The sequence below is a fragment of the Halomonas sabkhae genome (assembly GCF_030409265.1).
Taxonomy (GTDB): domain Bacteria; phylum Pseudomonadota; class Gammaproteobacteria; order Pseudomonadales; family Halomonadaceae; genus Halomonas; species Halomonas halmophila.
This window is the reverse complement of record NZ_JAUFPM010000023.1, coordinates 54,587-76,157: the sequence shown is the minus strand read 5'-3', so window position 1 is coordinate 76,157 and position 21,571 is coordinate 54,587. Positions and strand designations below refer to the sequence as shown.

Below are 21,571 nucleotides of genomic sequence, written 5' to 3'. Positions count from 1 at the left end.
ACTCTCATTCCATTTCGAATATGAAATATGCACATTTATTCTTTTATCGTATAAAGCTCGGCCGGTAGACTAGTCGCAACCGTGCCACTTCCCTATCGAAGGAAGGCGTCGAATGTATCGCTATGACAACCATGATCAGACCCTGGTAGATGAACGCGTCGCGCAGTTCCGCGATCAGATGCGCCGCTACCTGGAAGGCAAGATCAGCGACGAGGAGTTTCTGCCGCTGCGCGTGCAGAACGGCCTCTATGTGCAACGCTATGCGCCCATGCTGCGTATCGCCATCCCTTACGGCATGCTGGCGTCCTACCAGCTGCGCAAGCTGGGCGAGATCGCCGCACGCTATGACCGTGGCTACGGGCACTTCACCACGCGCACCAACCTGCAGCTGAACTGGCCGAAGATGGAGGATGTTCCCGACATCCTCGCCGACCTGGCGAGCGTGCAAATGCACGCCATCCAGACCAGCGGCAATGATATCCGTAACACCACCACCGACCAGTTCTCCGGCATTGCCGCCGACGAGGACGTCGATCCGCGCCCCTGGTGCGAGCTGATCCGTCAGTGGTCGACCTTCCATCCGGAGTTTGCCTACCTGCCGCGCAAGTTCAAGATTGCCGTCACCGGCGCCGAGGAGGACCGCGCGGCCATCCAGGTACACGATGTCGGCCTGCGTTTCTGGCGCAACGAGGACGGCGACGTGCGGGTCAAGGTACTGGCCGGCGGCGGTCTCGGTCGCACGCCGATGATCGGCAGCGTGATCCACGAGGATCTGCCTTGGCAGCATCTGCTGACCTATCTGGAGGCCCTGGTCCGGGTCTACAACCAGTTCGGACGCCGCGACAACAAGTTCAAGGCGCGCATCAAGATTCTGGTCAAGGCGCTGGGCGCCGATGAGTTTCGCCGCCGGGTCGAGGAAGAATGGGCCCACCTCAAGGACGGCCCTCAGACCCTGACCGACGAGGCCATCACTGCCGTGGCCGACCACTTCGTCGAGCCGCCGCGTCGCGCGGTTGCCGAAACGGCCATCCAGCACTATGAACAGATGCGCGCGGACAACCGTGCCTTTGCCCGCTTCGTCACCAACAACGTGACGGATCACAAGGTGCCCGGCTACAAGGCCGTGACCCTGTCGCTCAAGCGCCATGATCACTCGCCGGGTGACGTCACCTCGGACGACATGAGTGCCGTCGCCGACCTGGCGGATGAGTTCGGCTATGGCGAGCTGCGCGTCACCCACGAGCAGAACCTGGTGCTCACCGACGTGCCCGTCGACCAGATGGAGGCACTCTGGCAACGCCTGGAAGAGCTCGACATGGCCAACCCGACCGTGGGCACGCTCGCCGACCTGATCTGCTGCCCCGGCGGGGACTACTGCTCGCTGGCCAATGCCAAGTCGATCCCGGTGGCGCAGGAAATCCAGCAACGCTTCGAGGACCTGGACTTCCTCTACGACCTGGGCCCGCTGGAACTCAATATCTCGGGCTGCATGAATGCCTGTGGCCACCACCATGTGGGCCACATCGGCATCCTCGGGGTCGACAAGAAAGGCGAGGAGTACTATCAGATCTCGCTGGGCGGCAGTCAGGGCAATGAGTCGTCCCTGGGCAAGATCCTCGGTCCCTCCTTCTATCGTGAAGATGTGACCAATGTCATCGACAAGCTGCTGAAGGTCTATGTTGGCGAGCGTACCCCGGACGAGACCTTCCTCGACACCTATCGACGCATCGGAATGAAACCCTTCAAGGAGCATGTGTATGCCTGAACAGCAACGCAGCCTGATCGTGGATGGCTCGGTCGTGCCGGATGAGTGGACACGACTCGATGCAGACGCCGAACGTCCGGCCGACGCCGCCGTGATCGTGCCGCTGGCCGATTGGCAGGCGGCGCGGGGACCGGCCGTCGCGCCCCTGCTGGCCAGCGACACGGAGCTGACACGCGAACTCGCCGCCGAGTTGCTCGAGGCCCCCTTGATCGCCATCGACTTTCCGAAATTCACCGATGGCCGCGGCTACAGCATCGCCCGTCTGCTGCGCGAGCGACATGGCTATGCGGGGCAGATCCGCGCGGTAGGTGACGTCCTGATCGACCAGCTGTTCTACATGTCGCGTTGCGGCTTCAACGCCTTCTCCCTGCGCGAGGACCAGATCGTCGAGGACGCCTTGAACGCCCTGGACACCTTCAGCCGCAGCTATCAGCCGGGTACCGACACCGGCGAGCCCTTGTTCCGCCGGCGCATGCGCGAAGCCGCCAGGCAACGCGACGTGGCCTGAACGCGAGCCAGTAACCGCAGGTTGCAGGCCCGGAAGCCGGTCCACGAGGATCGGCTTCCGGCTTTTCACGGCTGCACGTCACCAGCCACTGCCTAACCCCGCCGCTTTTGTTGGCGCTCCCGATTGGCCGCTCTGGCCCGCTCGCTCTTGCGCAGCATCACCCAGGTCGCGCCGATGCCCCCATCGCCCTGGCCGGCCGACGTATAAGCCTGCACCTCCTCGAGGGCCGCCAGCCACTTGGCCAGATACGAACGCAGCACATTGGCTGCACTGTCGATCTCCCTGCCACGACCATGCACGATCAGCACCGAACGCAGATCACTCTCGCGCGCTTCGCGCACAAAGACCGGCAAGGCACGGCGACACTCTTCCAGTGGCCGGCGCAGTAGATGCAAGCTGGCCTGAGCCGGATAGCCGCCATGGCGAAGGCGCTCGACGACACCTCGCTGAATGCCGTCGCGCCGCCACTCCAGGGGATCGAAGGGCGGCACCAGATCGACGAAATCATCGGACAGCCCCCAGTGCGTCTCATCCTCCGCCTCGGCACTCTGGCGTCGCGCCAGTTGGGCCTCACTGGGATCGGTTCGCGGCCGGCCGGGATCGGCGCGATCCGTGCCGCTGCGCAATGGCTGAACGTCATCCATCAATGCCCGAAAATCCAGGTCTTCATGCTGTGACTCGGTCATGGGACACCTCCGACGGGCACGGAACTGAAAGGTCGATCGCATCATGTTAGCGTCAGCCTCCGATGGATCAAAGCCGCCCGATGAGGGAAATATGCCACGCATGAACCTCTGCTCCCCGGCTTCACGTTACAGGGACGTCTAGATGCGTAAAGCGCTCCGCTATGGTGTCATCGCCGGACTCGTCGTACCGCTGGTCATGGCTGCCGGATTCTGGCTGGTGTGGCTGAGCCCCTGGACCTATGACCGCCCGTCCTCATTGCCCGAGGTGTCCGAGGGCCCGCACCAGGTCTTCGTCTATGGCACCCTGCGCTACGCCAGCGTGCGCTGGATCGTCTATGGTCGCGCCGGGTCTCCGACACCCGCCGAGCTGAAGGGGTATGCGCGCAACGATCTGGACCTGACCCGCGCCGAGGGCGCCAGCGTCGACGGTCTGCTGCTGACGGTCGATCGCCGGGAACTTCAGCGGCTGGACCGCTACGAACGCCTGGGCATCCGCTATTCGCGTGAACGGCTGGAGCTTGCCGATGGGCAGCAGGCCTGGGTCTACGAACGTCTGGATGATTAACGACCAGGATATCGGCACCGTCCAAGATGGTTTTTGTAAGATAGATAACGGTATAAACTCCTGTTAGCGGCATGACGTCAAGGCGTCATCCCTGTAGGCTGATGCCCATGGCTAACGAACTGACATTGCTCGAGATGTTCACCCGTCTTTGCGCCGCCGCCGGACTGGCTCTGGTGCTGGGTTGCGAGCGGGAGTTCCGCCGCAAGCCCGCCGGCCTGCGCTCCCATATGCTGGTGGCCCTGGGGGCCGCGGCTTTCCTGCTGGTCGGGCTGGAAATCCTGTATGCGACCGGCGAAGGCGACCCCTCGGCACGCATCGATCCGACGCGTATCGTCGAGGGTGTCATCGGTGGCATCGGCTTCCTCGGGGCCGGCAGCATCATTCGCAGTGGCACCAATGTGCAGGGCATCACCACCGGCGCCTCGATATGGCTGGCCGGTGCCATCGGTATCGCCGCCGGCGTGGGCGATCTGGCGCTGGCCGCCATGGTCACGCTGCTGGCCTTGATCATCATGACCGTACTGGGTGCCATCGAACGCGCCCTGCCCTGGCACAAGCGCGATGAATGAGCCTCCCGACAGGCTGTTGTGGGCCTCTGTGCCCCCGGCCTACAATGTCCGCATGCTGTTCGTCATCACCCATGAGGCCCTTCGATGCTGACCCTGCTGCATAATCCACGCTGTTCGAAATCCCGCGAGACGCTGGCCTTGCTCGAGGAGCGCGGCCTCGACATCAGGGTACGCCGCTATCTCGAGGAACCGCTCGATGAAGCCGAATTGAGAGCCCTGCTGTCCCGTCTCGAGGCGGGCTCGGCCGCCCTGGTGCGCACCAACGAGTCCGAGTGGAAGACGCTGGGTGCTGACCGCGACGATCCCGAGCAGGTCATTCAGGCCATCGTTGCGCACCCGCGGATCATGCAGCGTCCGATCGCGGATGACGGACAGCGCGCCATCATCGGCCGGCCTCCGGAAGATGTGCTGAGCCTGCTCGACTGATCCTCACCGCCCCGATTTGTTTCTCGACTCCAGGAACCTGCATGTCTGCCCAGCCCTACGTCCTGATTCTCTACTACTCGCGTCAAGGCGCCACGCGCGCCATGGCGGAGCGCATTGCCGCCGGCGTCGAGTCATTGCGTGGCATCGAGGCACGCTTGCGCACCGTGCCTCCCGTCTCGCCCACCTGCGAGGCCGTGGACCCGGAGATCCCCGCCGAAGGGGCCATCCATGCCGACCTCGATGACCTGCGCAACTGCGCCGGCCTGGCCCTCGGCAGCCCGACACGTTTCGGCAACATGGCCGCTCCCTTGAAATACTTCATCGACACCACCAGTGAATTATGGCTGGGTGGCGCGCTGGTCGACCGTCCCGCCACGGCGTTCACCTCCACCTCCAGCCTTCACGGCGGACAGGAAACCACCCTGATCTCGATGCTGCTGCCCCTGCTGCACCATGGCATGGTCTACGCGGGACTGCCCTACAGCGAGGTCGAGCTGACACGGACCCAGTCCGGGGGAACGCCCTACGGCGCCAGCCATGTCGCCGGGACACGCAGCGACCGCCCACTGGACGATCATGAACGCCAACTGGCGTTCGCTCAGGGTCAGCGCCTCGCCCGTCTGGCGCTGGCCCTTCAACGAGCCGGGGAGAACGCATGAAGCGCTGGCTGAACGATCTCGAGGCCCGCGAGGGACTGGACCGACTGGTGGCCCGATGCCGCAAGCTGGTCATCGGCAGTTATGCGATACTGATACTCTTGATGGCCTATCGAGGCATGCTGGTCGACAGCGAAACCAGCCGCGTCGGCCCATTGATCGCGTTCGTGCTGCCCCTGGCGCTGTTCCTGCCCTCGATTCTGGCACAGCGCGCCCGTGGGCATGCCTGGCTGGCCTTCGTCAGTCTGCTCTACTTCGCCCAGGGTATCATGGTCGCCACCCTGCCGGGCCAGGTCACACGCGGTGTCGCGGAAGCCCTGGTGGCCCTGGCGCTGTTTGCCGGTTGCACAGGCTATGCTCGCTTCCGCAGTCGTCAGGTCAAGCATGCCGGGACGGGCGCCTCTTAGCGTAGCGCTGCTGCATGGTCGTGAACAAGGCGCGGCTGGCCGGCGCCGGCATCCGGACCACAGCGGGGAAGATGCCCGAACACGGCCAAGACACTATACATCCGAGTCCATGCGGATCTTGATCGGACTCGCGGCTGATTCAACACCGCCTGGGCAAGCACAGTCGTTTATCAATACCCTCTTAGCCCATTCGTTTACAGCTGTCAGGAGAACACCATGACACGAGATATTGCCGACATTAGGCGCGACTACGAAGGTGGTCGGCTTGAAGAAGATCAGGTGCCCAACGAGCCCATGCCGTTGTTCGACGAGTGGCTGACCCTGGCACTGGATAGCGAAGGCGATGATGGCAATGTCATGACCCTGGCCACGGTCGACAGCCAGGGCATGCCGCATGCCCGCATCGTGCTGTTGAAGCAGGTCAGCGAGGCCGGTCTGGTGTTTTACACCAACTACCAGAGCCACAAGGGTAGCGAGCTGGCCAACTCGCCGCATGCCGCCCTGGTGTTCTGGTGGCCATCCCTGGGCCGCCAGGTGCGTGTCGAGGGGCCGGTCGAGAAGGTCAGTGCGGAGGAGTCCGACACCTACTTTGCCGGCCGCCCGCGTGCCAGCCAACTGGGCGCCTGGGTGGCGACCCAGAGCGTGGTGATTCCCGGCCGCAGCTGGCTCGAGGAACGCGAGCAACGCTTCCAGCACGCCTATCAGGGCCAGGATATCCAGCGCCCCGGCCACTGGGGCGGTTATCGGGTCAAGCCGCAGATGATCGAGTTCTGGCAGGGTCAGCCCAGCCGGCTGCATGATCGCCTGCGCTTCGAGCGGCGTGGCACCGGGTGGCAATGCTTCCGTCTGGCTCCCTGACGCCCGACGCTCACTGCGCCGCCATCGCCTCCAGGCGGTGGCGCTGCCACTCGTTTTGCGGCTCATTGAGCCTCAGCACCGCATCCACCACCTGCTCTTCCATGTTGTAGCGCTGGCGAAAACCGAGGTATTTCATCAGCGCGCGCATGGGGCGATTATCGGCCATGATCTGGCCCACCATCTCCAGGGTGCCGACGCTCTTGCTGTAGCGAATCATGCGCTCCATCAGCAATTTGCCGATTCCCAGCCCCTGCAGATCATCACGAATGATGATCGAGAATTCGGTGCGGATATTGTCCGGGTCGTTCCACACGCGCACCACGCCCAGCATTTCCTTGCTGCCATCCGCCCGGGGATGCTCGGCGATGAAGGCCATCTGGCGGTCATAATTGATGTGGGTCAGCATCGACAGGTCACGCTGGGAGAGATCGGCCTTGTGGTGGAAATACCGGAAACGGATGCTCTGCTCGGACAGGCGCCCGTGGAAACGCTCGATGAGGGGCGCATCCTCGGCGCGTACCGGGCGCACCTCCACGTCCCAGCCATTGCGCAGTGTCACCCACTCACGCAGTTCCTCCGGATACGGCATGATGGCAAAACGAGCCGGCTTGCCGAGATCCATCGCGTAGTCCACGGCCAGGACGCCGTCACGATTGAGCAACACCGGGTTGAGCTCGACCCCCTGCAGCTCGGGCAGGTCACTGGCCATCTGGGACAGCTTGACGAGCAGCTCGCAGATGCGCGTGATGTCCCGCTGCGGGTCACTCGAGTGTTCCCGGATCAGCCGTGCCGCATGCGTCCGTCCCACCACATCGGCGGCCAGCGACATGTTGAGAGGTGGCAGGGCTACCTGGCGGTCGGCCAGGACATTGACCTTGTAGCCCCCGATGCCGAAGACGATCAAGGGGCCGAACACCGGATCACGCGTTACCCCGGCACACAGCTGCATGGAGTGCTTGCCACGCTGCATCGCCTGAAGGCAGTACTCACGCACCTCGAGCCCGGGAAACTTCTCCCTGACCTTGTCGCCCAGCCGATCGATGCCCTCGGCGACCTGCTCTGCCGTCATCAGGTCCTGCAGCAGGCCGGCCGACAGCTTGTGCGGATGGCGTCGATAGCGAAAGGGGCGACAGTTGGCTTCATGCACGATCTTCAGTGCCATGGGCCCCTGGAAGTCACTGGCGGCCTCGCAGGCCTCCTCCGGACTCGCCAGATAGCGACTGTGGGCCGATGCAATGCCATAGGCCTCGAGTACCTGAGCCACTGACGAATGGTTCAGTGTCTCGCGCCCCTCTGCCTGCGCTCGGTCGATGAGCTCCCGGCATTCGCGGCGGATGGCCGGGGTCGTGGCGAATGGCAGGCTGGGCGGCGTTTCCTGAAGCAGGGACTGCACACGTTGATAGTCGACCATGTGCATGAATGCCTTGACGGCCTTTTCGGGCGAGATATAGGTGGGAATGCCGGCCTGGTTGCACTCGTGGCGCGCCGACAGCGCCTCGCCGAGCCCCATCCAGCTGGTCAGCAGATTGCGCCGGAAGCGCTTGCGGGCGTCGATGACCGCCCTGGCCGTCTCCAGCGATGGCGCCAGCCGCGTCGGCGCATGCACCACCAGCACGGCATCGACACCGGGATCGGCGGCTACCAGCTCGATGGCTTCGACGAAATGCCGTGGCGTCGCCAGACCTCCCAGGTCCACCGGGTTTTCGCCGGGCTTGGTGCGATCCTGATGTTCCTGCTGCAAGCGCGCCTGGGTGCTCGGCTCGAAGGCCGCCAGGCGCCCCCCGGCACTGATGAGCTTGTCGATGGCCAGCATCGCCGGTCCCAGCCCGTTGGATACCACCGCCAGGCGATCGCCGCGCAGGGGCTTCATGCGTGACAGGGTTTCCAGGGCATCGAAGAGTTCATCGGAATCATCGACCCTGACCACGCCTGCCCGGGCAAAGGCGGCATCGAAGATCTGGTCACGGTTGGCGATGCCCGGCGTCGGCGGCAACCCGGACATATCCGACTCGGCCGTGCGCCCGCTCTTGATGGCCAGCACCAAGCGATGACGCGAGGCATCACGCAGGGCCGTCATGAAATGCTGGGCGTCGAGAATGCGCTCCAGGTGCAACAGGATGGCCTTGGTCGGCGCATACTGGTTGATGTAGTCGATCAGGTCCGGCAGCAGCACATCCACGCTGTCGCCCAGTGTCAGCAGATGCGAAAAGCCGATCCCGCGGCCCGCCGCCCAGTCGATCATGGCATTGCCGAGCATGCCCGACTGGCCGAGATAGGCCACTCGGCCGCGCTTGACCGGCTGGCTGGAATAGGAGGCATTGAGCCGCCGGCCCGGCACGATCAGCCCCATGCATTCCGGCCCCAGGACACGCAGGCCCGATGCGCGGGCCGCGCCGAGGATGCGCTGGCGAATCGAGGCCTGGCCCTCGGGCGCAGCATCCAGCTGGGCCCCACCGGACAGCACCAGCGCGGCGCGCACGCCATGCTGGCCCAATGCCTCGATCCAGCCCGCCACGGCCTCGACCGGCGAGCAGATCACCGCCAGGTCGGGAATCGCGGATAGGTCGCTGACATCATCGAGGCAAGGCTCGCCATACACCCTGCCGTGATTCGTTGCCGTGTCTCCTTCCTGGTCATGCATGGCCCAGATCGGCCCGCTGAAGCCGCCATCGCGCAGGTTACCGATGACCATTCCACCCATGGAATCCGGCTGTTCGGATGCCCCGACCACGACGATGCTGTGGGGCTCGAAGAAATAATCCAGAAAGCGGGTGCTCATCGGCGACTCCAACGGCTAAGGAAACACTGCTTAAATGCCTGCACATGCAAATCGCTTCGTTGCGCGGTGCTCGAAAACTCGCCTAACCAATTGTTATGTCTCATTTTCTTTGCTCCGTGCGCCTCGCGCTTTACTATGTTCGGCGATTTATTCAGCGTTTCCCTAAGGGGACAAACATGGCAATGCCTGGCGCCACTTGCGATGGCGACAGCATACCCTGCTTGTTTACGACTTATGGCCACTTTCATGCAAGGGGCGAAGGCCTCTAGGGTAGTGGTTCGCCAGCGGAGGGCCGACATGATCACCGCCTATATCACGCACCCGGACCACCCCAGGCACTTCATGGGCCCCGGGCATCCCGAGTCGCCCGAGCGCCTGGATGCCATCCGGGCACGCCTGCAGCTCACGGGCCTGCTGCAACAGACCATGCAGTGCGAAGCCGTCGAGGCCACGCAAGCCCAGCTGTGTCGTGTTCACCCCGCCGCCCATCTTCACCACCTGGAAGGCTGTGCCCCCGTCGAGGGAATCCGGTCACTGGATGGCGACACCCTGATGACCCCGGATAGCCTGCGTATCGCCCGACTGGCCGCTGGTGCGGCCATCAAGGGCGTCGATCGCGTCTACCGCCAGCAGGCCGACAACGTCTTCTGTGCCATGCGTCCGCCCGGTCACCATGCCGAGGCCAGTGACGCCATGGGCTTCTGCTTCTTCAACAACGTGGCCGTCGCCGCCGCTCATGCACGGTGGGAACATGGTGCGCAACGCGTGGCGATCCTGGATTTCGATGTTCATCAGGGCAACGGCACCATCGATATCTTCCAGAATGATCCGGATGTGCTGGTCTGCAGCAGCTACCAGTCCCCCTTCTACCCGTGGCGCTACCTCGAAAGCAGTGCCCCCAACATCGTCAATACCCCCTTGCCGGCCGGCACCGCCGGGCCGGCATTCCGGCGCGCCATCGAGCGCGACTGGCTGCCCGCCCTGCATGATTTTCAGCCGGACCTGGTGCTGCTCTCCGCCGGTTTCGATGCCCATCGTGAGGACCCGTTGGGCGAGCTCTGCCTGGAAGACGAGGACTTCTACTGGGTCACCCGCCTGGCCATGGAGGTGGCCGAGCGCTACGCCGAACGTCGCCTCGTGTCAGTGCTCGAGGGCGGCTATGCCGGTGCTGCCCTGGGACGCTGCGCCGCCGCCCATCTCAAGGCCCTGCTGGGACTGCCCGAAGCAGCATGAAACCCCGGCAACCCTGGTCGCGGATGGCGTCATGTCGTCGGGCCGCAACCGCGCGTCGTCGGGACTAGCCGATGCCTCGGGACGATATGCTAGTCTGGCGCTTATTCGTTTCCTATAGTGAACTCACATGACCGCCAGCCATGATCAGGACGCTGCCCTGCGCATTGCCTCGGGGCGCAAGCCCTTTGTCGAACCCCTGCGCCTGGGCGAGCGACTCAAGGAGATTCGCCTGGCCAACGAGTGGACCCTGAGCGATGTCAGCCAGCGGACCGGCCTGGCGCGCTCGACCCTGTCGAAGATCGAGAATGGGCAGACATCGCCCACGTTCACTGCGGTCCAGAAACTCATCGGCGGGCTGGACATCGATCTGCCGCAGCTGCTCAGCCAGCCTCAGACCCGGACCCGCACCATGGGCCGTCGTGACCTGACGCGCCGTGGTTCGGGGCAACTGCACCCGACACCCACCTATGAGCATGAGCTGCTCAGCTGCGAGTTGGCGCAAAAGCGCATGATCCCCTTCAAGACGATCGTTCGCGCTCGCCGTTTCGAGGAGTTCAGCGAATGGGTACGCCACGACGGGGAAGAGTTCCTGATGATTCTCGAAGGCGAGATCCAGCTGTATTCCGAATTCTACGAGCCCCTCCAGCTGACCGCTGGCGACAGTATCTACTTCGACAGCGATATGGGCCATGCGCTGGTCTCGGTCAGCGATGAAGATGCCGTGGTGCTGTCGGTATGCACACCCCGCGATGGTGCCTGAACCGGTCCCACCGTTCGGGGTTCTGAAGACCAATACGGAGCCATATCATGCAGGATCTAGACGACACGACCCGCACCGAACTGGAAGCGGCGGCCTTTCGCCGTCTCCTGCGCCACCTCGACGACAACAAGGACGTGCAGAACATCGACCTGATGATCCTCGCCGACTTCTGCCGCAACTGTCTTTCCAAATGGCTGGTTGCCGAGGCCGAGGCACGTGGTGAGTCCCTGGATTACGAAGCGGCACGCGAGTATGTCTATGGCATGCCCTACGCGGAGTGGAAGGCGCTCTACCAGCCCGAGGCCACGCCGGAGCAGCTGGCCGCACTGGAAGCCCGTCAGGCCGGGAAGCAGCGCGGAGAGGGCGAATGAGCGAACCGCTGATACCGCTCCAGGTGGCCGTGTTGACCATTTCCGACACACGCACCGACACCACCGACAAGAGCGGTGAATGGCTGGTGCAGTCCCTGGAAACCGCGGGTCATCGGCTGTACGAAAAGGCCATCGTCCGCGATGATGTCTATTCGATCCGCGCCCGGGTGGCCACCTGGATCGCCGATCCACGGGTTCAGGTGGTACTGACCACCGGCGGCACCGGCTTCACCGGCCGTGATTCGACGCCGGAGGCCGTCGCGGTGCTCCTCGACAAGCAGATCGAAGGCTTCGGCGAGCTTTTCCGGCACCTTTCCTGGCAGGAAATCGGCAGCTCGACCGTTCAGAGCCGTTGCCTGGGGGGGCTGGCCAACCATACCGTGATCTTCTGTCTGCCGGGCTCCACAGGGGCCTGTCGTACCGCCTGGCACGGCATTCTGGCCGAACAGCTGGACAGCCGGCACCGTCCGTGCAACTTCGCCAACCTGGTCATACCACAACGAGGCCAACATGGCTGATGCAAGCACACTGCAATCCGTGGAAGCGGGACTGGCCGCCCTGCTCGAGCATGTGGACCCGGTCCCCGCCGAAACGCTCGCCTGCGACGCCGCCATGAACCGCGTCCTGGCCGATGATGTGCCAGCAGTCCTGGACGTCCCCCCCTTCGCCAACAGTGCCATGGACGGTTACGCCCTGCGGCGCGCCGATGCAGGCCGCATACTGCCGGTATCCCAGCGCATCACCGCCGGTGTCTCCCCCGAGGAGCTGGCAGCGGACAGCTGCGCCCGGATTTTCACCGGCGGACAACTGCCCGAGGGCGCCGACGCGGTGGTAATGCAGGAAAAGGTGGAATCGACCGCGGCGGGCATACACTTCCCCGATCGCATCGACCTCCACAACAATGTGCGTCCACGCGGCAGCGATGTCGAGGCCGGCAGCCGGCTGCTCAAGGCAGGCATGCGGCTGGATGCCGCCGCCCTCGGGCACCTCGCCGGCCAGGGCATCACCCGAGTCGCGGTGCGTCAGCGCCCCCGCATCGCCCTGCTCTCCACCGGTAATGAAATCGTCGCACCGGGTCAGCCGTTGCGCGCAGGGCAGATCTACAACAGCAACCGCCCCATGCTCAGGGAACTGCTCGAGAGCTTCGGCGCCGACGTCACGCAACTGACATCCGTACCCGATGATGCCGAAGGCACTCGACGCCATCTGCGCGAGGCCGCCGAGCATGCCGATGTCGTCATCACCACCGGGGGCGTCAGCGTCGGCGAGGAAGACCACGTCAAGGCCGCCGTCGAATCCCTCGGCCAACTGGATGTCTGGCGACTGGCCCTCAAGCCGGGCAAGCCGCTGGCACTCGGCCGACTGCCCGACAGTCGCGGCGGCACGGCCGTCTTTGTCGGCCTGCCGGGCAATCCGGTCTCCAGTTTCGTCGGCGCCTGGCTGTTCCTGCGCCCCCTGATGGGCGCCATGCTCGACTGCCCGCATCTGCGCGAGCTGCCCCGCATAAGGGCCACGGCCGATTTCACCACAAGCACCGGCCCCAGGCGCCACTACATGCGAGTCTCGCTGACCTTCGAGGCCGGTGGCATCCGGGCGCAGGCCTACCCGGATCAAAATTCCGGCGTACTCTCGTCCTGCGTGGGAGCCGACGCCCTGGCGGTGATCCCGCCGGATGCCAGTATCGAGAACGGCGACGTCATCGACTGCCTCTGGCTCAGCGCCAATTGAAACGCGAGGCGGGCTCAGCCGAGCGCCGCCTCGAGATCTCCCCAGAGGACCCGGAAATCCGCCGCCAGTCGGGCGTAATCGGCCTGCATCCACGGAATCAGCCGAGCCAGTTGATTGGGCCCTGTCAGACGCCTGCCGATCCCGGACACCGCCCGGCAGGTAAAGTCGAAATCGGCATAGCCGCGTAACCAGTCCTGCCGGATCATCACGGGCATCATGGGCTCCAGCCTGTCCGGCGCCTCACGCGCGTCGAGCAGGCGATAACAACGCTCGATCAGCTCATCCCGCGCCGCCAGGTCCAGTTCGTTGGCCAGAAAGTGATCCCAGACCAGGTCCAGCGCAATACCGGCATAACGGCGTTGCGGAGATGGCGCCCGCGCCCTGGCCCCGCTTACCGCGGGATGTCCGTCGACGAAGGCATCCACACGCCGATGGTGACGAATCCCTTGGGCGACCCTGTCCGGCCAGGATGCCAGGTCGGCGCCCTTGACGCCGTCCGCAATCAGATTGCCGTACAGGAAATCATTCGAACCGGCTCTGGCCAGCCATCCATGCGCAAGAAAATTCATCGCGCTCGTCCTATGGACCCTGCCGGGATGGTCAACTGCACGCGATTGGGTCTCGGGAGGTTGCCTGGGGCCGGTGTCGACAGGCAGGCGATCACAGGCAGTTCGCCGGCTTGGGCAACCCCGCCAGCCGTGCGGCCACCTTGGCGGGACTGCCCGGGAAAAGCCGCATCAGGTAGATGGAGCGGCCCTTTTCAGGCCCCAGCGCCTTGCCGACCGCCTTGACCAGGGGACGCATGGCCGGCGCCATTTCGTATTGGCGATAAAAATCCCGCAACACCTCGATGACCGCCCAATGGTCGTTTTCGAGACTGATGGACTCTTCTGCGGCCAGGCTGCGCGCCACCTCCGGCGACCACTGCCCCATGTCGACAAGGTACCCTTCTGGATCCAGCGCTACTCGATGATCTTGTGCCACACATAGATAACGGTATATTTCAGCGGTTGCCATCAGTACCAACTCACGGTTTTATCCGCCTGCTCGGTGAGGCTGACGAAGCCCTCGATATCCACCACAGCAAAACGTTCATCCTGCCGGGCCAGCAGGCCGCGCGACTCCAGATCCTCGCGGAGCACGTAACAGCGTCCCGGCAGCCCCGCACAGCGGTCCGCCAGGGCCGGCAAGGACCCCAGGACGCCATCCTCTATCAACAGCAGACTGTCATCGCCCGACATGGCGGTCAGCACCTGCTCCAGCGTCTTGCCGGTGTCCGGGGCTTTATTGACAACATGCAGTATCACGATTGTTTCACCACCAGTTCCTCTTCCGCGCCATCTGTCGCGCTCCATCATGATCCGCTGGCCACGGAATCATCGCGACACCCTCAGTGTCGACCAGCGCGACTAGAACGTCAGCACCAGGTCATGATGTTTCAATAAGTCGGCGATCGCTGTTTCACCCACCCGCTCGGGCGTCAGCAGAAGATCGGCCTCTGCCACAGCGAAACGGGACATGGCAGCAGACTCGGCATAGAGAGCATCGACATCATACATCTCCAGCATCTGCAGCGTCGGGTGAGTCCCCTTCTGCCCCAGTGCCCCGCTGGTCTGGCCACTCAGCAGCGCCAGCACCCCTTCCCCCATGAACAGCAGCGACACCTTGCGATCGAAGGCCGCCCCTACCAGGGCGATATCCAGACCCTCACGAAGCCAGCTGCTGCCATGCGGGGCATGACGCAACACCAGCAGAATGTCGCCCTCTCGTTGGTTGGCCTCGATTGCCTCTGTGCTTTCCATCACCCACCTTCCTTCAGGGACCGAAGGTCACCAGCCGATCACAATCGAGCCCCAGGTCGACAAGCTGACCGAGACCGACAAGTTCAAAGGGTGCTTCCACACTATAGCCCGCTTTGCCATGCCGGCTGGCTTCACGCTGGTCCATCAAACCTCGACGCAGGGCTGCTGCTATACAGACCTGCAGGCTGACGCCATGTTCCGTGTGCAGGGCTATCCAGCCGTCGACGAGATGGGGCTCATCCTGGGGAGGCGCGGCCAGTCGGGCGGCGTTGTGCACCCCATCGTGGTAGAAAAAGACACACTCGAGACGATGTCCTCTGGCTACCACGGCCCTTGCAAACCTGAGCGCCGAGTGGCTCGCCTGAGTGCTGTAGGGAGCCCCCATCAACAGGATCGCATAACGCATGAAACCACTCTCCCAACAAACTGGCCCCGCCGAAGCGGGGCCAGCTGGACCTCGATAGTTCGCCGCCCGGATCAGTCCTGGCTCATGATCCCCAGAATGGAGAGCAGGCTGACGAAGAGATTGTAGATCGATACATAGAGGGTAATGGTGGCGAGAATGTAGTTGGTCTCGCCGGCACGGTGGATGATCTCACTGGTCTGGTAGAGGATGGCAGCGGAAGAGAACAGCACGAAGCCGGCAGACACCATCAGCGAGAGGCCGGGGATCTGCAGGAAGATGCTCGCCACCATGGCCAGGACCAGCACGATGGCACCTGCCAGCAGAAAGTTGCCGAGGAAGCTGAAGTCCTTGCGGGTAATCAGCGCCACGGCCGAAAGCCCGAGGAATGTCAGCCCTGTCATGCCCAGCGCCGTCATGATCAGCTGCGCCCCGTTGGGCAGCGTCAGATAGGCGCTGAGCAACGGCCCCAGGGTGAAGCCCATGAAGCCGGTGAAAGCGAAGGTGGACAACAGCCCCCAGGCCGAATTGGCTGTCTTGTGCACCAGGAACATCAAGCCATAGGCTCCGATGAAGAACACGAAGATGTTCAATTGCTGAACGCCCATTGCCATGGCGGCACCCGCTGTCACGGCCGAGAACAGCAATGTAAGCGACAGCAGCCCATAGGTGTTACGCAGCGTCTTGTTGGCACTGACGCCTTGTGACGACTGCTGTGTCACATGAGTATCTTGATAAGCCATTGATCTAGCGCTCCTGTATAAGATGATCCAGGCAATTCCCACAGAATGCCCCTTCAAGGTTCTCGACGCAAGCATTCGCCCTTTCGACCAGCCACCGTCGTGCCGGATCCTCCCACACAGTATATGCCATTCCCCGGGTGCTGCGGATAACATCTTGATCGGCCGAGGCTCTTGACGTCGCGTCAAAAATTGATAAGATACATCGCCGTGAGCCGGAGGGATGGCAGAGTGGTTGAATGCACCGGTCTTGAAAACCGGCGAAGGTGCGAGCCTTCCCAGGGTTCGAATCCCTGTCCCTCCGCCACCTTCTTCTTAGAAACCAGCCACTTACGGCTGGTTTTTTACTTGGTCCACCATCCAGCCCACCAAACCCTGAGTGGTTACAGATTGATCAGGTGCCGGGCTGTGCAAGGCCCCCTTTCTTGCTACTTCTTCTACCACCACGGTTTCCAGGCGCCAAGATGAAAGAGCGACTGAACGTAGAAGCGCGAGGATGATGGGGCGCAGGTACGTGAAGACGCCCAAGCGGCGACCCCCACCCCCTTTTTTTAACGCTTTATGCATGTATTTCATGTCTAGGGATGACGCGCAAAATTTCCGATTTCTCTGTATGAGGAACGTGGGTGTGCGCAATTTGGGCGGTTTGTGCGCTTTACCCGCCGTCGGAAAGTTTTAGTGGTCCCTTCTAGTATGTCTCACTGCGCGCCAGTGGCGCCCACTCAACCGCATATACCGTACAAACTGCATATGCCGCCCCTCTCGCAAAATGCTCGCAAGTGAATAAACAAAAATAACCGCCCTCCAGACAGATTGGCAGGGCGGCGGAGTGGTCAAAGTGGCCAGCAGCCTATTCAGTGTTTTCCTGCAAGCTTCGCACGGCATCCTCAAAGCCAGTCAGCGGTATCTCAGCATAAAACTCGGAGCCTTGCTCCACTTTTAGCCGTAGAACATCACTATTTCTCAGCTCGCTCAGAATTCTCTCCGCTTCTGAAACTGGTAACGACACTTCGAAGGTATGAAGCGGGGAGTAACTAGCACCTCCATCATAATTGTATACATTGTCTGTCGATCCCAGCTCTTGGACCTCCCTGTCGTCTAACCTGAACCTGACTGGAGCCCCCTCCGAAAACTCAATACTGTTAGAGGTGGTCTTATAGAAAAAATCGTATTCGTCCTCTCCGGAGCGGTAACCTATCCCAAAGCCAGAATTATCAGATGCTTCACGCTGAGTAACCTCGCAGTACCGAGTGTCTTGATCAAATGAGCCGTACTTACAGCCCACATCCCATGCAATCGCATGTGAAGCCACTGTCAGCATGAGGGTGCCAATACCTAAAGTCATTTTTCCCTGCATAATAAAATCCTTTCACTACTCTTTGTTTAATACGTGCCGGGCAGTTTTCAGTCAGGCTTCAATGCAAAGCGCCATTAAAGATGTTCGTCCCCTTCAACGATACTTACTTAAGTATCTATCTCTCCTACTATCGCAATAATCTACGAGGGAAGTATCTTGCCTATCTATAGCCGCAATGAGGTCATCCATGCCGCTATAGTCCTCTACTACTGCATACTCCATGTAATAATCAAAAAACGCCTGGCACTTCCCATCCATTGAGGACTTTGCTACTACTGCCTGCGCCGCGACCTGAGGTGAGGTGGCGTATGTGATGCTTGAAAAGAGGCCAGCCCCGAGTAGTACGACGACCGCACCAAGCTTGAACCGTTTCTGCATGCAGTTTATCTCCTTGCGAACTGCTGTTCTAAGGGCAACGTGAGCTCTTCAAATCGTCCTGCCCTTCCAATGTAAGGCGCCGTCTGGCATGCCCGACGGCGCCTCTCGCGCACCACACTTATACAAAGTTTACTTATGTTTGCCCCCCCCCCTCCATCTGAATGGGCCTCTCGCCACTCTCTTTTGGTCATCGATGGGGCAGCGACGTACCCATCCTCGAGCGTCCAGGTTGTAGTGGTCAAGCGTTTTTGGCCATTGAGTTTTGAGCATTCCAGTAGTTCTTTTCTGCTACATTCGGCGGTAGCCCATCGTTATGCTTATGCGGTCTAAGACTGCTGTAGTAACCGATCATGTAATCAGTGACAGACTGCTTCGCCGCAGCAACACCGGGATAGCCAATCACTGGCATCCATTCCGACTTCAAGCTCCTGAAGAAGCGTCCTGTCGGGGCGTTATCCCAGCAATTACCACGGCGACTGAGACTCTGCACCATCTGGTAGCGCCAGAGCATCTGTCGGAATGCCAGGCTGGTGTACTGGCAGCCTTGGTCTGAATGAAACAGGAGGCCCGTAACCGGTCCATAAACCCCATCTTCTTGAGCTAAGTCCGGTACTTCACACTGGTGACCTCGATCGCATCGGAGGACTGAACTGAACCGTCCCGGGATTCCCGGAGGCTCCAAACCTTGAGAGGATGGAGCCATGAACACTTCCAAACGATATGCCCCTGAGGTCCGTCAACGGGCCGTCCGCATGGTCTTCGACCACGAGGCCGACTACCCCTCCCAATGGGCGGCCATCGGCGCCATTGCCCCTAAGATCGGCTGCACTCCGGAGACGTTGCGCAGTTGGGTCCGGCAGGCCGAGCGTGATGCGGGTCGGCGTGAAGGCACCACCACCTCCGAGCGTGAGCGGATCAAGGCACTGGAGCGCGAGAACCGGGAGTTAAAGCAGGCCAACGAGATTCTGCGCAAGGCGTCTGCCTATTTTGCCCAGGCGGAGCACGACCGCCGCGGCAAGTGATGATCGAGTTCATCGATGATCACCGGGAGTTGTACGGGGTCGAGCCGATCTGCCGTGTCCTGCCGATCGCCCCGTCGACGTACTACGAGCACAGGGCCCGAGAAATCCAGCCTGACCGCGCACCGCCCCGAGAGCAGCGTGATCGCTGGCTGAGTGCTGAAATCCAGCGCGTCTGGGACGGGAACTTCGGCGTTTACGGCATCCGCAAGGTCTGGCGCCAATTGCATCGCGAAGCGATCCCCGCTGCTCGCTGCGCCGTCGAGCGCCTGATGCGCCGGCTGAGGCTGCGTGGCGTGGTGAGAGGCAAGCCGGTCCGTACGACCGTACCGGATCCCAACAAGGCCTCTCCGGCGGACCTGGTGCGTCGGCAGTTTCAACCGGCTCAGCCGAATGCATTGTGGGTGTCGGATTTCACGTATGTCGCGACCTGGCAGGGGTTTGTCTATGTCGCCTTTGTCATCGACGCCTTTGCCCGCCGGATCATCGGCTGGCGAGTCTCCCGCACGCCCCGCACCGATATGGTGCTGGATGCGCTGGAACAGGCACTTCATGAACGCCCACAGCGCTCTGGCGGCGAGCTAGTCCATCACAGCGATAGAGGTGTGCAGTACGTGTCGATCCGCTATACAGAGCGCTTGGAGGAAGCCGGCATCGCCCCGTCTGTCGGGAGTGTCGGCGACTCATATGACAACGCGCTGGCCGAGACGGTGATCGGGTTGTTCAAGACGGAGGTGATCCGCCGAAGTGGGCCATGGCGGCACCTGGAAGCCGTTGAGTTCGCTACCCTGGAGTGGGTCGACTGGCTCAATCATCGGCGGCTCTTGGAGCCGATCGGCAACATGCCACCGGCCGAGCGAGAAGCGCTGTATTATGAGCAACAGGGTCAGGCCAAGAAGGCGGCCTGACTCAAACCAACGGGTCTCCGAGAAAGCCGGAACGGTTCACGGGCGACCAGTTGCTACCAGTACCACTGAGAAGGTGCAGCGGCTCAAAGAACAAGGGCTGAGCCAGTCACAGACAGCCGCTCAAGCTGGTCTAGGCATTGCCACCATCAAGCGTCATTGGAACAAAAGCGCCAGCAGCACAGCGTGATAGCGGCATCGAAAGTGGCAGTCCATCAGGCCGAGGCATGTGGCTTGCAGATTATTTGCTCGTCCGCGTGCTTCGGCCTGTTTTGCATAACTAAATGATAAACACCTTGCTCCTAAACCCGATCGTCCTGAGAGAAAACCTCCAGCTCTTCCTTATCAAAGAGACGATAAATCGGAGTATGAAAACCACCATCATCAGTACCTAATATTTGATTGAAAACTACTCGTGCCAAGGTAGATTGAGGAAGATTGAAATTCCTTCGGAATGGCGAGACCTCCCACCCATTCGCTTTCGCACGCTCCATATAGCCGTCAATACTTCGGGGAATAGTATTGGCAGCTTGCTGTTTGGGCACATTGTTTCTTACCAAGTAGTCACTGGCGTTCCGGGCTGCTTGCCATATCATTCGATAGACTTGTGCAAGCGAATATTTTTCAAGCGCCTTACGCAACACATGGTGTGTCATTTCGCCGAACCGTTGAGGAAGGCCCCGCTCAGTTAGCACATGCTCAAGAAATGCAATAGCTTCTTTCTGCACAACCTCCCAAGCAACTTCTTGAATGTCATCAATATTTTCTTTCAGGAACTGATCACTACTGAGGTGTTTGTCCAAGACAGTGTATAACGCGGGACCGTCTATGCCTTGCTCGCCCAGCTCTGCATTATCTTGGTTGATAAATGTAGTGATTTTCCACGCGCACCTGTCTAAGTATAGGCGGAACTCACCATCATCGTTAAAAAAGTACGCCCCCTCCGGCGAGTTGGGGTCGACTGAGATAATATCGTTATGCAATAACTGCCTAACGACTTCAAAGGTCATTTCAGTTGTAGGGGCTAACAGGTCCACCCTGTTATTACCTAGCGGAAGAATACGAGACAAGCTCTCATCACCAGAGTACTTGAGGAAAGCAAGAAAAAAAACCTGATGTTGAACATCAGCTTCCCAGCATATTACTTTCTGTGCCAGAGAGTTAGACTTCGACTTCTCAGCATTATTTCGCTCAAAATCACGCTGCACTTGAGCCTCTTCCTCTAAACAATCTTGACAAGTCCAATCTTCATGCCTAGGTACCAACCGGTAAAAGGGCTGGTTAGCATCTGTCCGCTTAGTCAGAAGATAACACTCACCGCAACCACTACAGGTAATATCTGTACGAAAAGCGGAAGAATTTTCTTTGACGACCTTGGTGACTTGATGTGACTTAATGCCGAAATCACTAGCCAACTCGGCCACTGAGTACATGAACTTACCCTCATCTGTGAGCTCCCAATACCTACGCGCCAGCTCTACAATTCGCTCATCATCAGTATTGACTGCGACATCAATATACATAAATAACCTCAGTCGTCTTCACACTGCCAGTCCCAACAAGAGTATCATCAAGGGCTAGTACCGTGCGATGATGGCCCGCCAGTTCGGGATATGGCTTGATTCTGTTACAGGAAGGCGCTACATGGGGGACAGA

General features: G+C 61.2%; 25 protein-coding genes, 1 tRNA gene, 1 pseudogene and 1 other annotated feature. Of the genes and pseudogenes, 15 read left to right on the top strand and 12 right to left on the bottom strand.

Annotation, left to right across the window (positions count from 1 at the left end):
- Positions 1–112 precede the first annotated feature (112 nt).
- Together QWY79_RS14180 and QWY79_RS14175 are read left to right on the top strand one after the other, a co-directional pair.
- The gene (locus tag QWY79_RS14180; protein ID WP_290274128.1) at positions 113–1,765 is read left to right on the top strand and encodes a nitrite/sulfite reductase; all 1,653 of its coding nucleotides are present in this window, start codon (positions 113–115) and stop codon (positions 1,763–1,765) included.
- Complete coding sequence (locus QWY79_RS14175; RefSeq protein WP_290274127.1) at positions 1,758–2,273, top strand: DUF934 domain-containing protein; 516 nt, start codon at positions 1,758–1,760, stop codon at positions 2,271–2,273. The genes QWY79_RS14180 and QWY79_RS14175 overlap by 8 nt, the downstream gene beginning before the upstream one ends.
- A 92-nt stretch (positions 2,274–2,365) precedes the next feature.
- Here QWY79_RS14175 and smrA read toward each other — a convergent pair whose 3' ends face one another.
- A complete protein-coding gene (gene smrA, locus QWY79_RS14170) occupies positions 2,366–2,959 on the bottom strand; it encodes a DNA endonuclease SmrA (protein ID WP_290274125.1) in 594 nt (197 codons plus the stop codon).
- A 142-nt stretch (positions 2,960–3,101) separates the two neighbouring features.
- Here smrA and QWY79_RS14165 point away from each other — a divergent pair, with 142 nt between their 5' ends.
- The 6 genes from QWY79_RS14165 to pdxH all read left to right on the top strand — a co-directional run bounded on the left by QWY79_RS14165 (position 3,102) and on the right by pdxH (position 6,440).
- A complete protein-coding gene (locus tag QWY79_RS14165) occupies positions 3,102–3,524 on the top strand; it encodes a gamma-glutamylcyclotransferase family protein (protein WP_290274122.1) in 423 nt (140 codons plus the stop codon).
- A gap of 107 nt (positions 3,525–3,631) precedes the next feature.
- Positions 3,632–4,093 (top strand): MgtC/SapB family protein, encoded by a 462-nt coding sequence (locus QWY79_RS14160; protein WP_290274120.1) that lies wholly within the window; start codon positions 3,632–3,634, stop codon positions 4,091–4,093.
- An 84-nt stretch (positions 4,094–4,177) separates the two neighbouring features.
- On the top strand, positions 4,178–4,519 hold the full coding sequence (arsC, locus tag QWY79_RS14155; RefSeq protein ID WP_290274117.1) for an arsenate reductase (glutaredoxin): 342 nt from the start codon (positions 4,178–4,180) through the stop codon (positions 4,517–4,519).
- A 41-nt stretch (positions 4,520–4,560) separates the two neighbouring features.
- Entirely contained in the window at positions 4,561–5,178 is a 618-nt protein-coding gene (gene wrbA, locus QWY79_RS14150; protein WP_290274115.1) for an NAD(P)H:quinone oxidoreductase, read from the top strand.
- Complete coding sequence (locus QWY79_RS14145) at positions 5,175–5,582, top strand: DUF2069 domain-containing protein (protein ID WP_290274112.1); 408 nt, start codon at positions 5,175–5,177, stop codon at positions 5,580–5,582. Before wrbA ends, QWY79_RS14145 begins: the two co-directional genes overlap by 4 nt.
- 216 nt (positions 5,583–5,798) lie before the next feature.
- Positions 5,799–6,440: a pyridoxamine 5'-phosphate oxidase gene (pdxH, locus tag QWY79_RS14140; protein WP_290274109.1), complete on the top strand. Its 642-nt coding sequence runs from the start codon at positions 5,799–5,801 to the stop codon at positions 6,438–6,440.
- Between the two features lie 10 nt (positions 6,441–6,450).
- On the opposite strand, the gene QWY79_RS14135 is transcribed toward pdxH, so the two are convergent.
- Entirely contained in the window at positions 6,451–9,219 is a 2,769-nt protein-coding gene (locus tag QWY79_RS14135; RefSeq protein ID WP_290274107.1) for a bifunctional acetate--CoA ligase family protein/GNAT family N-acetyltransferase, read from the bottom strand.
- Positions 9,220–9,516: 297 nt separating this feature from the next.
- Here QWY79_RS14135 and QWY79_RS14130 point away from each other — a divergent pair, with 297 nt between their 5' ends.
- The 5 genes from QWY79_RS14130 to QWY79_RS14110 all read left to right on the top strand — a co-directional run bounded on the left by QWY79_RS14130 (position 9,517) and on the right by QWY79_RS14110 (position 13,311).
- Complete coding sequence (locus tag QWY79_RS14130; protein ID WP_290274104.1) at positions 9,517–10,452, top strand: histone deacetylase family protein; 936 nt, start codon at positions 9,517–9,519, stop codon at positions 10,450–10,452.
- 127 nt (positions 10,453–10,579) lie between these two features.
- Positions 10,580–11,212, top strand: coding sequence for a helix-turn-helix domain-containing protein (locus tag QWY79_RS14125; protein ID WP_290274101.1), 633 nt, complete (start codon positions 10,580–10,582; stop codon positions 11,210–11,212).
- Positions 11,213–11,259: 47 nt separating this feature from the next.
- Positions 11,260–11,583: a DUF1244 domain-containing protein gene (locus QWY79_RS14120; protein ID WP_141319313.1), complete on the top strand. Its 324-nt coding sequence runs from the start codon at positions 11,260–11,262 to the stop codon at positions 11,581–11,583.
- On the top strand, positions 11,580–12,101 hold the full coding sequence (gene moaB, locus QWY79_RS14115) for a molybdenum cofactor biosynthesis protein B (RefSeq protein ID WP_141319315.1): 522 nt from the start codon (positions 11,580–11,582) through the stop codon (positions 12,099–12,101). Before QWY79_RS14120 ends, moaB begins: the two co-directional genes overlap by 4 nt.
- Positions 12,094–13,311, top strand: a complete 1,218-nt coding sequence (locus tag QWY79_RS14110; protein WP_290274094.1) for a molybdopterin molybdotransferase MoeA — start codon at positions 12,094–12,096, stop codon at positions 13,309–13,311. Before moaB ends, QWY79_RS14110 begins: the two co-directional genes overlap by 8 nt.
- Positions 13,312–13,325: 14 nt before the next feature.
- Here QWY79_RS14110 and QWY79_RS14105 read toward each other — a convergent pair whose 3' ends face one another.
- The 6 genes from QWY79_RS14105 to QWY79_RS14080 form a co-directional block, all read right to left on the bottom strand.
- On the bottom strand, positions 13,326–13,880 hold the full coding sequence (locus QWY79_RS14105) for an acyl carrier protein phosphodiesterase (protein WP_290274091.1): 555 nt from the start codon (positions 13,878–13,880) through the stop codon (positions 13,326–13,328).
- Between the two features lie 91 nt (positions 13,881–13,971).
- Positions 13,972–14,328, bottom strand: a complete 357-nt coding sequence (locus tag QWY79_RS14100; protein WP_290274088.1) for a TusE/DsrC/DsvC family sulfur relay protein — start codon at positions 14,326–14,328, stop codon at positions 13,972–13,974.
- Positions 14,328–14,618: a sulfurtransferase complex subunit TusB gene (tusB, locus tag QWY79_RS14095; protein WP_141319321.1), complete on the bottom strand. Its 291-nt coding sequence runs from the start codon at positions 14,616–14,618 to the stop codon at positions 14,328–14,330. Before tusB ends, QWY79_RS14100 begins: the two co-directional genes overlap by 1 nt.
- Before the next feature lie 102 nt (positions 14,619–14,720).
- Complete coding sequence (gene tusC / locus QWY79_RS14090; protein ID WP_290274085.1) at positions 14,721–15,113, bottom strand: sulfurtransferase complex subunit TusC; 393 nt, start codon at positions 15,111–15,113, stop codon at positions 14,721–14,723.
- A gap of 13 nt (positions 15,114–15,126) precedes the next feature.
- Positions 15,127–15,519, bottom strand: a complete 393-nt coding sequence (gene tusD, locus QWY79_RS14085) for a sulfurtransferase complex subunit TusD (protein WP_141319325.1) — start codon at positions 15,517–15,519, stop codon at positions 15,127–15,129.
- A gap of 71 nt (positions 15,520–15,590) precedes the next feature.
- The gene (locus QWY79_RS14080; protein ID WP_141319327.1) at positions 15,591–16,259 is read right to left on the bottom strand and encodes a Bax inhibitor-1/YccA family protein; all 669 of its coding nucleotides are present in this window, start codon (positions 16,257–16,259) and stop codon (positions 15,591–15,593) included.
- Between the two features lie 214 nt (positions 16,260–16,473).
- Here QWY79_RS14080 and QWY79_RS14075 point away from each other — a divergent pair.
- Positions 16,474–16,563, top strand: a tRNA-Ser gene (locus QWY79_RS14075).
- Between the two features lie 543 nt (positions 16,564–17,106).
- Here QWY79_RS14075 and QWY79_RS14070 read toward each other — a convergent pair.
- From QWY79_RS14070 to QWY79_RS14060, 3 genes and pseudogenes are all read right to left on the bottom strand, one after another.
- Positions 17,107–17,613: a hypothetical protein gene (locus tag QWY79_RS14070; RefSeq protein WP_290274079.1), complete on the bottom strand. Its 507-nt coding sequence runs from the start codon at positions 17,611–17,613 to the stop codon at positions 17,107–17,109.
- A 93-nt stretch (positions 17,614–17,706) separates the two neighbouring features.
- Positions 17,707–17,991 carry a hypothetical protein gene (locus QWY79_RS14065; RefSeq protein WP_290274076.1) on the bottom strand — a complete coding sequence of 95 codons (285 nt, stop codon included), beginning with the start codon at positions 17,989–17,991 and terminating at the stop codon, positions 17,707–17,709.
- Between the two features lie 238 nt (positions 17,992–18,229).
- Positions 18,230–18,553: pseudogene (locus QWY79_RS14060) on the bottom strand (integrase core domain-containing protein); the annotation flags it as partial.
- Between the two features lie 139 nt (positions 18,554–18,692).
- Between QWY79_RS14060 and QWY79_RS14055 the strand changes: the two are divergent.
- Positions 18,693–19,918, top strand: a protein-coding gene (locus tag QWY79_RS14055) for an IS3 family transposase (RefSeq protein WP_290274073.1) whose coding sequence is annotated in 2 segments (ribosomal slippage) — positions 18,693–18,978 and positions 18,978–19,918 — 1,227 coding nt in all. Because the reading frame shifts where the segments join, the coding sequence is not laid out codon by codon here.
- Positions 18,971–19,087, top strand: a sequence feature (AL1L pseudoknot). (Overlaps the previous gene by 117 nt.)
- 299 nt (positions 19,919–20,217) lie before the next feature.
- Here QWY79_RS14055 and QWY79_RS14050 read toward each other — a convergent pair.
- Positions 20,218–21,438: a hypothetical protein gene (locus QWY79_RS14050; protein ID WP_290274070.1), complete on the bottom strand. Its 1,221-nt coding sequence runs from the start codon at positions 21,436–21,438 to the stop codon at positions 20,218–20,220.
- Positions 21,439–21,571: the final 133 nt, after the last annotated feature.